Here is a 13,307-nt window from a genome sequence, read left to right as displayed (position 1 = left end):
TTCGTTTAAACAGACTTATTATTTTATTTATTAAAAATAGGTATTAAAGTGTTCATTTCCGTACAGAAAGTGTCCGATAATGAACACTCCAAATTTCTCATGAACAATACTTCTCCAGATTTTCAGGCACTTATGCGATTGTATTCTTCTGGCATCCGTATTGTGTAATTAATTGTAATAAAATGAGTTATCTCTAATATGGATACGAAAATAGTAAAAAAGAAATCAAAACTAAAATTTGTTGTAGGCGGATTTGGACTCATAGCAGTACTGGCATTGTCTGGTGCTTATATTACCAATCAGAAAAAGACCTATAATGTTTCAGCAGAAGACATCCAGGTGGATCTTGTAACCCGAGGAAATTTTGAAGACATGCTGATGGTGAATGCACAGACCCAATCTCTTAATTCTTCTTTGGTGAATGTTCTGGAAGGCGGAGCTGTTAAAGAAATTTTTGCAGAAGATGGGCAGATGCTCACTAAAGGTCAGCCTATTGCAAGGGTATATAATCCCAATACTGAATTCAATTATATGAATCAGGAAACGGGGATTATGCAGCAGATCAGCCAAATGAGAAGCACCCTTCTTGAACTTAAAAATCAAGAATTGGCTCAGGATAAAGAACTGCTACAGTCACAAAACGATTACAATACGGCATTACAAAGCTTTAATCTTCAAAAACGTTTGTATGATGCCGAGATTGGTAAAAAAACAGATTATGATATCAGCATGCAGAATCTCACCTATCAAAAACAGCGAAAATCTATTGTAGAAAAAGGATTTTCTAATGAGAAGAATTCCAGAAATACACAGATGTCGGCGATTAACCGATCCATCGGACAAATGGAAAAGAGTCTTCAGATCCTACGCTCCAATAAAAATAATTTTCTCATCACCGCTCCGGCTTCCGGAAGACTTTCGTCATTTACCATTTCGGTTGGACAAAATCTAACAAGTGGACAAAGCATCGGAAAAATAGATTTAATGGACGGGTATAAACTCGTAGCTAAAGTAGATGAATATTACATCAACAAACTGCAAAACGGAATCAAAGGAATTTTGGATAACGACAGCAAACCTTACCAAGTGATCATTACCAAAATTCTTCCTGAAGTAAAAGACGGACAGTTTTTAGCAGAGCTTAATTTTATAGATAAAAAATCTGAAAACCTGAAAATAGGAATGACGTTCGGGGTCAAACTAAAGCTTTCGGCAGATACCCAAAGTATGATGATTCCCAAAGGAAATTTCTACAAAGACACCAACGGAAAATGGATCTTTGTGGTAAAAGGAAATAAAGCCGAAAAAAGAACCATCAGTTTGGGAAGAGAAAACCCACTTTATTATGAAGTCACCTCAGGGTTGAAGGCCGGAGAGACCGTTATTACTTCAGATTATTCGGATCTAAAAAAATATGAGATCCTTACGATTAAAAAGTAAAAAGATAATATTTTTAATCTTTTATTATATGAAGCTTTAAAAGGCTGTTATCAACTTAATAAACAAAACCATTAAACAGACCATACAATGATCAATATACAAACTCTTTCAAAAATATATAAATCAGAAGATGTACAGACGCATGCTTTAAACGAAGTGAGTCTCAACATCAAAGAAGGTGAATTTCTAGCAATAATGGGACCTTCAGGTTGTGGAAAATCTACTTTTCTAAATATTCTAGGGCTCCTCGATTCTGCTTCTGCAGGTTCTTACCAATTTGAAAAAGTAGAAATGATAGGATTAAGCGAAAGAAAAAAATCTGATGTCCGCAAAAAAAATATCGGTTTTATTTTCCAGAATTTTAATCTGATCGATGAACTGACCGTTTATGAAAATATTGAACTGCCTTTAATTTACAACGGCGTTTCTTCTTCCGAAAGAAAAAGGAAAGTTGAAGAGATTATGGAAAAAATCAACATCGCTCACCGCGCCAAACATTATCCGCAGCAACTTTCAGGAGGACAGCAACAGAGAGCAGCCGTCGCAAGAGCATTGGTAACAAAACCGAAACTGATTCTTGCCGACGAACCTACAGGAAATCTCGACAGCAACAACGGAAATGAGGTGATGAATCTTCTCGCAGAACTTCACAGAGAAGGATCCACCATTGTAATGGTAACGCATTCTTCATACGATGCCGGATATGCTTCCAGAATTATCAATATGAAAGATGGCGAAATCTTTAATGAAGAGCACGCTTCTCAAAGAAAGGATGTATTTGCAAAAGCAGATGCCAAAGATTTTGAATAAATCAGCAGGATTTCATCAACTATCATTAATTACAACACTACAATTATGCTCACTAACTGGCTCAAAATAGCTTTCATTAACTATAAGAAAAACGGATTATCTACGCTCATCAATCTGTTTGGTCTCACCATAGGTCTTACCGGATTTATGCTGATCCTCATGCATTGGAATGACGAAGAATCCTACGAAAAATGGAATCCCAAGAAAGATCAGATCTATGCATTTCAAACCTATCATACAAAAGAGAAATCGTATGGCGTAAATATTTCTTATCCCATGGCGTATACTGCCGTGAAAAAAATTCCCGAAATACAAGACTATGTTCTTTTCAGTCAACCTGATGCAGCATATAAAATGACAACAAAGTATACCTCTGTTTTTCAGGAAAATGGTTTTATGACATCAGAAAGCTTCTTTAATTTTTTCCCTTTTACTATTATTTCAGGGTCAGCAAAAGATGCTTTAAAAACAGATACTTCCATTGCTATTTCTAAACAGACGGCTAAGAAATTATTTGGAACAGTCAATGCTGCCGGAGAATCTGTAAAATTTGATAATAAAAATTATATTGTTACCGCAGTGTATGAGCTTCCGGAAGGAAACAGCCAGATTAAACCGGAATTTGTGATCACTGCTGCTCAACAGCTGAAGAATGATAAAGAAAATTGGGGAACTTATAACTTTGGATGTTTCTTTATGCTTAAAAAGGGAGCTGATCCTCTGGTTGTTCAGGAAAAATTTAAAAGAGATATCTTACAGTTAAGAGCAGCAATCGGGGCTAAGGAATCAGGAATGCAAGTACAGCAATATATGGATTTATATGGTCCTAATGACATGTTACTTACTCCATTAGAAGGTCTTAAACTTCACACCAAATTATCTTGGTTTGCAACAGGAGATTTTAAAACCATCATGATCTTATTTACATTATCTGTTCTAATTGTTATTCTTTCCGCTATTAATTTTATCAATCTTAAAACCGCAGAAGCATCACAGAGAGCCAAGGAAGTGGGTGTGAGAAAAGCTATCGGAGGAACAAGATCTTCGTTGATGATGCAGTTCTTTCTGGAAACTTTCATGATTTGTCTCCTATCCTATTTGCTCGCATTGGCACTCGTTGAACTCTTGTTACCCTCTTTCAATAAGTTTTTCAATAAAGACATAAAACTGAACGACTGGCATGTTTACGCCTATTCATTAGGAATGGTGATGATTGTGACTTTGTTATCCGGATTAATTCCTGCTTTTTATCTTTCTAGTTTTAAAGCGATTGAAACATTGAAAGGAAATTTTGCAAGAAGCAAACATGGTATATGGCTTAGAAACGGAATTCTTACGTTACAGCTTATGATCTCTTCATTTTTTATTATTGGCGGACTGATTGTCAACAGCCAGGTCAAATATATGATGAATAAAGATCTTGGGTTTAATGGAAAACAAGTTATGATGATCAATTTTAGTGAAAACACTCCAAAACCATGGTTGAAATATGAAAGGCTGAAAACTGAACTTTCAAAGATTGACGGCGTAGAAGCGACCTCTTACTGTGAAGCAGTAGCAGCAAGTGTTCGTACCAGTATTTCAAATATGGATTACCAACAGCAAAGTATTAATGCTCAAAATGCACCAATGGATTACAACTATCTTCAATTTATGGGTGTTAAACTACATAAAGGACGCTGGTTGGATCCTGCCTTAGCTTCTGATACTATCAACAATGCTATTGTTAATGAGGCTTTTGTAAGAAAATTTGGTTGGACAGACGAACAGACTCTTCAACGTAGTTTTCAGCCTGGGTTTGACAATAAAAAATATAAAATAGTGGGAATTGTTAAAGATTTCAACATTAAGAGCCTTAAATACGAGGTAGGACCCATGATATTTTTTCACTACAGAGACACAGATTGGATGAGATTTAATGTATACAATATTCAGGTGAAAATAAAACCGGATGATATTGAAGCTACGGTCAATAGAATTAAAAAATTCTGGGGAACCAAAGCAGAACCGGGCTATCCTTTTAACTATTATTTTATTAATCAGAAATTTGCCAAAACTTTTGAAGAATACCAGAAACAGCAGACTTTATTTACGATTCTGAATGCCATGGTGTTGATGGTAGCTTTATTGGGGCTTTTCGCACTTTCTTCTTTAATGATAGAACAGAAACTAAAAGATGTTGCCATCAGAAAAACATTAGGTGCATCAGACGGAACTTTGATTTTTGGATTAACACTTCAATTCTTATGGATCACCATAGCTGCTGTGTTAATAAGCATTCCGATCTCTTATTATCTGATGAATGAATGGCTGAAAGATTTTGCCTTCCGAATTGATATGCCAATCTGGCCTTTTATCGTGAGTTTCTGTGTCTTGCTTATTCTTACGTTTGCGGTGGTGAGTATCAAAGCTTATAAAGCAACAAAAGTGAACTTGGTTACCTATCTGAAGTATGAATAATAGACCTCATTGTTTTTAACCGCAAAAGAGACAAAAGATTAACATATTAGTATTTTAAGTTGAATAACAGACCGCAAATAAGATCACATAAGCTGTAAAATCTTATTGTATTGAGCGGAGTGAAATAGTATTCTTTTGAGAATTTTTATTTTCTAATAATTACATCTCCAAAAAGCTTTTGTGCCTTATGCAGTTATCTTTTTAACAGTTTAAACCAACTCATCTATTTAAATCAGAACGTACTCATGAAAAATTTTATTTTCATATTTTTTGTTGGCCTTTTTCCGGCACAACAAACATGGAATCTGCAACAATGTCTCGATTATGCTTCGGCCAATCATCCGTTGATCAAGCAGGCGACCGTTACCGTTACAAAAAATGAAAGACTGATCACAGGCGCAAAAGGAATGTTGTTGCCTTCTGTAGAAGCTGGCGTAAATCATAGCTACAGCTTCGGTTCTTCCATTAACCAGTCGAGTAACCAAAGAGAAACGTTGAATACCCAATACGATCAGTTTTCTGCAAGAGCAGATTGGGAGCTTCTTAACTGGAAAAATTTCCTGAATATTTCTTTGTCTAAACTTAATAAAGAAACAAGTACCTACAAACTAAAACAGGCTCAAAATGAGGTAAAACTCAATGTTATTCAAATGTTTTTTGCCTACCAAAACAGCAGAAGCTGGCTGGATGTTTTACAAACTCAAATTTCAGGAATTGAAGATCAGATCAAACGAACCGAAAAGGAAGTAGAAATTGGGAGCCGACCTAAAAGTGATGTGTATGACATCAAAGCTAATTTGGGAACTTTACAGGAACAATGGGTATCTGCAAAGAATCAACGTGATTTGTCTAAAATCAATCTTTTCAATGCGCTCGCTCTTCGTTCGGATTCTCTGGATTTTGTCATCAATGAAGAAAATATTTTCTCAGAAACAGAATTTCAGGATCCGAATTTCACTCAAAACTTAATAACGAAAAATCCGGCGTATCAATCGGTCATCGCCGAAATCAATGCTCAGAAAAAAAAGGAGGATATCGCAAGATCTGGCTATTGGCCTACTTTGAATGGGAGTTATAGCTGGTCGAGTTTCTATAATAAAGTATTGGGAAAAGATGATATTGCTACAACCAGTTTCTCAGATCAGTTGGCACAAAATAAAAATCAGTCTTTGAATTTCGGGCTCAGTATCCCAATTTTCAATAAGTTACAGGTGAAAACCAATGTAGAGATTACCAAACTGAATATCATTAATTCTAATTATGATAAAGAAATGGTTATTAATACACTTACACAAAGTATTAATTCAATTAAAGCTCAATTTCTAAACGCTCAGGAGAAGTATAATCTATTGGATGCTAATTTTGAAAATCAAAAACTGTCATTTCAGAAATCTGAAGAAAAATACAAGGAAGGCTTGATGGATGCTTATACTTTTTTTTTGGTTCGAAATGGCTGGTTGCAGGCGAATTACAATCTCATCAGCAGTAAAAATGATCTCATTCAGCAGACAGAATTGTTAAAAGTAATGGAATCCGGATTTTAGTTCCGAACTATTTATATTGTTACGAGAAGCGGCCTTCAATTTTTTGAAGGCTGCTTTTATCATTAGGATATTTGGAAATATTCTAATTCATTTCCTCATTAAGTTTATAGCCATCTTCTAACAAATGGAATTTAACAATTTTCCCATTCACTACTTTAAAAATAACCACAAATTCTGTTGTAAACACTTTGTCATATTTTAGTATTTTAGAAGATAACTCTCCTACTACTGTCGCATTTTCTCCTTTCACCGCTATAAAATCGATCTCAAATTTTTCTGGTTTCACATTAGCATACAATAACTTAAAAAATTCTCCAACCTGATTCTTTTTTGTTCTCTTGCCTACCCACTCAAATTTTTCGGTATTTCCGGGCAAATCCCAGTCTATTTCCTCTGCAAATAAGTCTTCGAGATTACCTTCCGTTCTTCCAAACTGAATGTCATAAAAATTGTTGACAATATTTCTGGTTTGCGTTTCAATATCTTCTTTTTGAGACGCTTCTATTGTTGTATTGAGTAATTGGGCTCTTTCAATATCTTCACCCCCAAAGTCAGGATCTACATAACAATGCATTCTTTTGATACGGTTGTTTTCAAACTCAAACACCGTACAGAACTTTCCATGAGAAACGATCTCATCAGGAAACGGAATTCCGGTACGGGTAATCCCTTTTTCTGCGCCTTCAACAATCACATACTTTTCGTTGGCGATGTACGTAAATTTATCCATCTCAAAATGAAGCTCATTAATGAGTTTTCTAACGTGTTGTGAAAATCTGGCGATACCTTCCATTCCTTTAGCATAGCCAAACTTCGGATAATATATTTCAACTTCTACTGTGAAAAGGTCAGTAAAAGCCTGGGTATTAAACTGTCCGTTATTAATTAATTCAAAGTAAGATTGAGCTTTAGATACATTATTATTTTCCATTTTATAATAAATTTTATTGTAATTGTTATACGGTTAGTAAATCGCAAAGGCGCTAATTTTAAACACTTCTTTTAAGGTGCAAGGATTTTATCTTCGATAAAACGTGTCCTGCTTGACATTAAAGTATTACTGAAAATCTTGGATTTTCTTTTGCGATTTCCAACAAAAATATTCTTCTGTTTTCCTTTTTATGATCATCACCAAGTAAAAAATCATCCCTATATTAAACCGATCGTTCCAAAATAAGATAAAAAAATTTATTTCTTAATTTGCTCCATTAAAAAATCTACCATTTCCATGACTTCTTTTTTATTTTGGGTTAATATATAATGACTCCAAAAAGCACTGAAAGAAGTTAAAATATACCGCGAAATAACTGCTGGCTGACTTGAACTTTTAATATCTCCTTCTTCTAAAGCTTGCCTTATTGAATGTTCTAAAATTTGGTATAAAGACGCTCCCGTATTTAATAAAAGTTGCTTCACGGAATCATCGCTGGAGCCAATTTCAAAAATAGTATTAACAATAAGACAGGCTTTATTATCCGTTAAGGTCTGGTCTACCACATCATGAATTATATATTCTAGTACTTCAATTCCTCGCCCTTCAATAGACGCAGCTTTTGTGTATTGATTTTCTTTAAACTCGGCATAATTTGACAGGCACTTTAAAAACAGATCATGCTTATTGCCGTAGGTATCATAAATACTGCTTCTGTTGAGTTTCATAACATCTACAATATCATGCATTGAAGTAGCGTGATAGCCCTTTTCCCAAAAAAGGTTACGCACTACTTCTAATTTTTCTGTATAGTCAAATTCTTTATTCCTTGGCATGATGCAAATGTATGCATTTTAAACCAATCGTTCCAAATTAATTTTATACTTTAATTTATTCTTAACAATTCCTTTTTTAATCGTCTTTTTGCCTTGACGCAAACGGACCAAAAAGTCAAGACTGGAATCTTTCACTAAAAATAATTTCTATTCTCTAAAAATTCTAAAACTTGCGCGAAATTTAATTTCGTTCTCCGATTCAACAGTAAGGTCGCGCTTCAAACATAAGAATTTTCTTGACGTTCACAGCAATCATTTTATTAACGCTACAGATTCCTAGGTCGATAAAATGGACTATTCATCAACTTTTAATCTTTGAAATAAAATGTGTATCCACAAAATATTAAATTGAATTTTCTATTTCTACCCAACCCATTCCTATCCTATTTAAAACAAAAAATCCCAACTTTAGTCAGGATTTTATTATTGTGTGCTTTTCAATTCAGAAAAATTGAAGAGAAATATTTTCTACTGAATCACAAAATCTTTTGTGCTTGAGGTGTGTGCCGAGAAATATCCTAAAGCGCCATTGCTAATATTACTTGGCGGATTGGAAGGCGTAACTCCACCTCCATTGTCTCCCGTAATTTGAAGAAGCGCACTGTAGAACGTAAAGATATTGTTGTCAATACTCTGCATTTCAACATGAATGGTATCTCCTACCACTACTTTAACGGCATCCGCCTTATCGCTGTCATCATTAGGAAGGAATAAAGGTCGCTGATTAGGTAATCCGTTATTTACATTATCTGAAAATACATTGAATGTCTTTTTAGGTTTATTATTAACCGTAAAATTAAAAAGATAACGGTTTCCCAATGCCACAGGATCTGTAAAAACAGGTAAAAGGGTATATGTTGTTACACCTCCAAAAACAAAAGAATCCTGCGTAAGTCCTTCAAAAGCTACCACCGCAGGCATCGTGCTTTGCGCCGTATACTGCTTTCCTTCAGCCTGTACTTTCATCGTGTAAGTTCTTCCTGTTACCGCCGTAAAAGCAGTCGTCTGGTATTTTCCGTCACCTACATAATGTAAGGCCTCGGTTTGTCCTGTGTTATCACTTAAAACAACCTGAGCATCTGCAATCGCAGGATATTGATTATTTTGTGTAAAAGCCACCGATTTTGTGATTCTCACGGTATAAGGTCCAGCCTGATCGGTGATATTTCCTTCAATAACAATGGTTCCGCTTTTATCGTCAAGATCGAGGTCGATCTCTTTTTCACAAGACGTTAATGCCAACAGGGATAATATAATAAAAAATGTATTCTTCATGATTTAAAATTTGAAATTGTAAGTGATGTTTGGTACCCAACGGAATAATGAGGTCTGCATAGCTTGGGTTGTTCCAGGATTGTCAGGATTATCTTTAAACGTAATGGTGTAAGCATTTTCACGACCATACACATTATAAATTCCGAATGACCACGAACCTTTGAAACGTTTGTTAGAGTCCGGTTCATACGTAGCACTTAGATCCATTCTGTGATACGCCGGCATTCTGTCTGCATTTCTGTTGCTGTACTGGAATATCGTTTGTCCGTTCAACTCATATTTTCCGGTAGGGAAAGTAACGGCATTTCCTGTGCTGTAAAGGAATAATCCTGAAACCGACCACTTTTTATTCAGTTCATACGTTGCAACGATAGAAAGGTCATGGGTTTTATCCATTCTTGCATTGTACCATTCGTTATCGTTAATGCCATCAATTTTTCTTTCTGTTTTAGATAACGTGTAAGAAATCCAACCTGTTAATCTTCCGCTTTTCTTTTTCGCTATTAATTCTAAACCATACGCTCTTCCTTTACCGAAAAGCAGTTCACTTTCTACATCGGCAGCGGTATCAAATGAGATCTGAGCCCCATTTTTAAAGTCGATTTGATTTTGCATTGATTTATAATAAATCTCTGCATTCACTTCGTAATTGTTATTCTTAAAGTTTCTGCTGTATCCTGCACTGATCTGATCTGCAATTTCAGGCTTCACGGTATAGCTGCTTCCAATCCACTGATCGGTAGGGTTTCCGCTGCTGCTGTTGCTTAAAAGGTGTAAGTTTTGGGTATTTCTAGAATATCCTCCTTTAATACTACTGACCTCGTTGATTCTGTAATTCGCCGTAATTCTTGGTTCAAGATTTACATACGTTTTTCCAAATTTCCCTTTTTCTAAAAATCTACTGTCGGTAAGATTTCCGTTTTCGTAGGTATTAAATGTATCGCCTCCTAAAACACTGAAACCGGAAAGTCTTAACCCATAATTAACGGTTAGCTTTTCAGTGGCTTTAAAATCATCATTGATGTACACGGCATTTTCCCATGATTTTCTCGGATTTCTTGGAAAACTGCTCACGCTTGTTCCCGAAGCGCTGCTTGGCGTAATGGTATGATAAATAGACTGCAGACCAAAACGAACCGAATGTTTATTTCCTGCAAACCAAGTGAAATCCTGTTTCAGGTTCCAGTCTTGAATTTTTGAATTTAAACCAAATGTATTGTCATTGCTTTCCAGACTGATTTTATAATCATAATCACTGTAAATCAATGACGTATTAGAGAATAATTTGCTGTTGATAATGCTGTTCCATCGTAACGTTCCTGTGGTATTTCCCCAATCTGTTGCAAAGGTCTTTCCTATTCCCAACACATCTCTTCCAAAATATCCGGATAGGTAAAGACGGTTGTTTTCGTTGATCTGATAATTGGCTTTTAAATTAAGATCATAAAAGTATAACTTGCTGTCTTTGAAATCATCTGTTCCTCTCAGAAATAGATCGGCATACGTTCTTCTTCCTGAAACTATGAATGACGATTTTTCCTTTTGAATAGGCCCTTCCACACTCAGCCTGCTGCTGATTAAACCGATTCCTCCATTAACGTTATAATCTTTATTATTTCCGTCTTTCATTTTAACATCCATCACCGAAGAAAGTCGTCCTCCGTACTGTGCCGGACTGTTTCCTTTGATAATACTTGCATCTTTTAAAGCATCACTGTTAAACGTACTGAAGAATCCCAATAAATGTGAAGCGTTATAAACAGGAGCTTCATCTAATAATATCAAGTTTTGATCTGTTGCGCCTCCTCTTACACTGAATCCGCTGCTTCCTTCACCATTGCTTTTAATCCCCGGTAATAACTGGATGGTTTTCATCACATCTTTTTCGCCGAATAAAACAGGAAGTTTCTCTATGTTTTTGATGCTTAATGTTTCCGTACCCATTTGAGCAGTCGAAAGATTTTTATCTTTTTTTACTCCGGAAATAATCACTTCATCAATATTCGCTGTTCGTTCTTTTTTATCTTCCTGATTCAAAGGAAGGTCCAGCTTAATATTTTGATCTACTTTTATATCTTGTTCGAAATCTTTGTAGCCGGGATATGAAATAATCATTTTATAATTTCCCTCAGGCAATGATAGAGAATAAAATCCGTATTCATTAGCCACCACGTTGATCGAAGGATCTTCAGCTACTTTTACCGTCACCCCGATCAGTAATTCCCCATTTTTTTGGTCTTTTACCGTTCCGCTTACCGAGTATTTTTGCTGCGCCACAGCTAAAGTACTGAAACAGAGCGCAGCTGAGGCAGCCGCGATTTTAAAAAAAGATGTTTGCATTCAGTTTATTGTTTAATGTAGTAGAGTTTTTTTTATAATAATTTCTGTTTATGGATGTGGAATAAATTATGAAAAACTTCTTATGTTGAAAAATCCTAAATTCGTGATTTAATTAGCTTTTCTTTTCGCTTAAGCCTCTATTTCAGAAGCTCCGCGCGCAAAGATAACAGCAACTTATCATAAAAAGTAGTGTGGTATCAAAAATTAATCTTTTTTTAATGAAAGAAATGCTCGTTAATGAAATAAATGTTTAAATTAAATTCCATACACCAGCTGTCGTAGCCTTATAAATGGTGATCAAACGTAAAAACATCGGCTAAAGTATATCTTATAGGAAAGAATATCATTGTATGATCTGAAAGCAAATCAACAATAATATTGTGATGAAAAGTAAAATTGGATACAATCCCGCTTAGTCTGAGATTTTTCATATTAGTTTTAAGTTAGTGTATTTCAGTGATGAATTACAAAGCAATATCCAGTCATAAGCATAAACAGTTTAAACCATAAAATATTGCCTTACGATAGAAAAAAAATAACAAGAATATTAAAAATTCAATATAGTATTGCTTTTAAGGATTGATAACCGGCGTTCCCAGATTACAATTTTACTAATAAAAATAGCGGAAAAGAATCATACAATCAGACTCTTTCCCGCTTTATTTTAAAAATAATTTTATACATGATGTAAAAATTTCTGCCTGCTAAACAGTACTTCTTCTGTCTCGCGATGATCCGGATCATCTACACAACAATCCACCGGACATACTGCTTTACATTGCGGCTCTTCGTGAAAGCCTTTACATTCTGTACATTTTCCGGCTACGATATAATATACATCATCTGAAACCGCCTCATTAAAGGCATCTGCATCTACTTCCTTACCATCCGGAAAAACTGTTTTCCCTGAAAGTTTTGTTTTATCCTTCCATCGCCAATCAATCGCTCCTTCATAAATGGCTGAATTAGGACACTCAGGTTCGCAGGCTCCACAGTTAATACAGGCATCTGTTATTTTTATGGCCATATCATCAATCTTTTAATTCTGTTATTCAGTATATTATCCAGCAATAATTACACCGTAGATGAGTTTTTACATCTCTTTTATATCGTATGGTGAATTATTTTTTCAATCCTGTTCGTCGTAGCAATATTGATCAGTTTATCCAGCTTATCTGCATACATTGGAGATATTTTATTTTCATGATCAAACAATGAAGTTCTGATCATAGGAACACTGTAAGGAAGGGGCCATGCACGCAATGATTTAGCAATAGCATCCATCGCATTAATCCCCTGCATCGCCTGCAAGCCATCTGCCCAACATACCAATCCCACGGTTTTGTCGGTAAGATACGGTTGATCCTGATCCGCGGTCACTTCCAGCCAATCCAGACAGTTTTTCATTACCCCCGGAATACTTCCGTGGTACATAGGCGCCAGCCAGAAATGAATATCTGCATCCAGAAAAAGCTGCGCCATTCTTTCTACTGCTAAAGGAACTTTTGTAAGAGAAATATCATACAGCGGAATCCCTGAATCTGCAAGGGCAAACATTTCATAGCCCACCCCCAACATTTCCAGTTGATCTGTAAAGTATTTTGAGAGAATCCCCGAAGTAGACTGTGACCTTCTTTCTAAAGCTCCGTTAAATATAATTGCTTTCATTTA

At 35.5% G+C, this 13,307-nt stretch carries 10 protein-coding genes; 4 read left to right on the top strand and 6 right to left on the bottom strand.

Going from position 1 to position 13,307, the window contains the following annotated elements:
- The first annotated feature begins 198 nt into the window (after positions 1-198).
- The 4 genes from AMQ68_RS12310 to AMQ68_RS12295 all read left to right on the top strand — a co-directional run bounded on the left by AMQ68_RS12310 (position 199) and on the right by AMQ68_RS12295 (position 6,254).
- Positions 199-1,440, top strand: coding sequence for an efflux RND transporter periplasmic adaptor subunit (locus AMQ68_RS12310; RefSeq protein ID WP_054510926.1), 1,242 nt, complete (start codon positions 199-201; stop codon positions 1,438-1,440).
- 87 nt (positions 1,441-1,527) lie between these two features.
- Positions 1,528-2,250 (top strand): ABC transporter ATP-binding protein, encoded by a 723-nt coding sequence (locus tag AMQ68_RS12305; protein WP_054510925.1) that lies wholly within the window; start codon positions 1,528-1,530, stop codon positions 2,248-2,250.
- Between the two features lie 45 nt (positions 2,251-2,295).
- The gene (locus tag AMQ68_RS12300; RefSeq protein ID WP_054510924.1) at positions 2,296-4,710 is read left to right on the top strand and encodes an ABC transporter permease; all 2,415 of its coding nucleotides are present in this window, start codon (positions 2,296-2,298) and stop codon (positions 4,708-4,710) included.
- A gap of 245 nt (positions 4,711-4,955) precedes the next feature.
- The gene (locus AMQ68_RS12295) at positions 4,956-6,254 is read left to right on the top strand and encodes a TolC family protein (RefSeq protein ID WP_054510923.1); all 1,299 of its coding nucleotides are present in this window, start codon (positions 4,956-4,958) and stop codon (positions 6,252-6,254) included.
- 82 nt (positions 6,255-6,336) lie between these two features.
- Here the strand turns inward: AMQ68_RS12295 and AMQ68_RS12290 are convergent, their stop codons facing one another.
- From AMQ68_RS12290 to AMQ68_RS12265, 6 genes are all read right to left on the bottom strand, one after another.
- On the bottom strand, positions 6,337-7,185 hold the full coding sequence (locus AMQ68_RS12290; protein ID WP_054510922.1) for a nuclear transport factor 2 family protein: 849 nt from the start codon (positions 7,183-7,185) through the stop codon (positions 6,337-6,339).
- A 257-nt stretch (positions 7,186-7,442) separates the two neighbouring features.
- Positions 7,443-8,021: a TetR/AcrR family transcriptional regulator gene (locus tag AMQ68_RS12285; protein WP_054510921.1), complete on the bottom strand. Its 579-nt coding sequence runs from the start codon at positions 8,019-8,021 to the stop codon at positions 7,443-7,445.
- A 468-nt stretch (positions 8,022-8,489) separates the two neighbouring features.
- Complete coding sequence (locus tag AMQ68_RS12280) at positions 8,490-9,296, bottom strand: DUF4249 domain-containing protein (RefSeq protein WP_054509046.1); 807 nt, start codon at positions 9,294-9,296, stop codon at positions 8,490-8,492.
- Positions 9,297-9,299: 3 nt separating this feature from the next.
- Positions 9,300-11,636 carry a TonB-dependent receptor gene (locus AMQ68_RS12275; RefSeq protein WP_054509045.1) on the bottom strand — a complete coding sequence of 779 codons (2,337 nt, stop codon included), beginning with the start codon at positions 11,634-11,636 and terminating at the stop codon, positions 9,300-9,302.
- Positions 11,637-12,312: 676 nt separating this feature from the next.
- Positions 12,313-12,663, bottom strand: a complete 351-nt coding sequence (locus AMQ68_RS12270) for a 4Fe-4S dicluster domain-containing protein (RefSeq protein ID WP_054510920.1) — start codon at positions 12,661-12,663, stop codon at positions 12,313-12,315.
- A gap of 77 nt (positions 12,664-12,740) precedes the next feature.
- Entirely contained in the window at positions 12,741-13,304 is a 564-nt protein-coding gene (locus AMQ68_RS12265) for an NADPH-dependent FMN reductase (RefSeq protein WP_054510919.1), read from the bottom strand.
- Positions 13,305-13,307: the final 3 nt, after the last annotated feature.

Source organism: Chryseobacterium sp. ERMR1:04, assembly GCF_001297705.1.
Classification (GTDB): domain Bacteria; phylum Bacteroidota; class Bacteroidia; order Flavobacteriales; family Weeksellaceae; genus Chryseobacterium.
This window is presented reverse-complemented; position numbering and strand designations above follow the sequence as displayed.

What these genes read in the sequence shown, in the direction of transcription:
- AMQ68_RS12280 (WP_054509046.1), bottom strand. Translation starts at nt 9,296, where the DNA reads ATGAAGAATACATTTTTTATTATATTATCCCTGTTGGCATTAACGTCT.
- AMQ68_RS12300 (WP_054510924.1), top strand. Translation starts at nt 2,296, where the DNA reads ATGCTCACTAACTGGCTCAAAATAGCTTTCATTAACTATAAGAAAAAC.
- AMQ68_RS12295 (WP_054510923.1), top strand. Translation starts at nt 4,956, where the DNA reads ATGAAAAATTTTATTTTCATATTTTTTGTTGGCCTTTTTCCGGCACAA.
- AMQ68_RS12270 (WP_054510920.1), bottom strand. Translation starts at nt 12,663, where the DNA reads ATGGCCATAAAAATAACAGATGCCTGTATTAACTGTGGAGCCTGCGAA.
- AMQ68_RS12285 (WP_054510921.1), bottom strand. Translation starts at nt 8,021, where the DNA reads ATGCCAAGGAATAAAGAATTTGACTATACAGAAAAATTAGAAGTAGTG.
- AMQ68_RS12305 (WP_054510925.1), top strand. Translation starts at nt 1,528, where the DNA reads ATGATCAATATACAAACTCTTTCAAAAATATATAAATCAGAAGATGTA.
- AMQ68_RS12290 (WP_054510922.1), bottom strand. Translation starts at nt 7,185, where the DNA reads ATGGAAAATAATAATGTATCTAAAGCTCAATCTTACTTTGAATTAATT.
- AMQ68_RS12265 (WP_054510919.1), bottom strand. Translation starts at nt 13,304, where the DNA reads ATGAAAGCAATTATATTTAACGGAGCTTTAGAAAGAAGGTCACAGTCT.
- AMQ68_RS12275 (WP_054509045.1), bottom strand. Translation starts at nt 11,636, where the DNA reads ATGCAAACATCTTTTTTTAAAATCGCGGCTGCCTCAGCTGCGCTCTGT.
- AMQ68_RS12310 (WP_054510926.1), top strand. Translation starts at nt 199, where the DNA reads ATGGATACGAAAATAGTAAAAAAGAAATCAAAACTAAAATTTGTTGTA.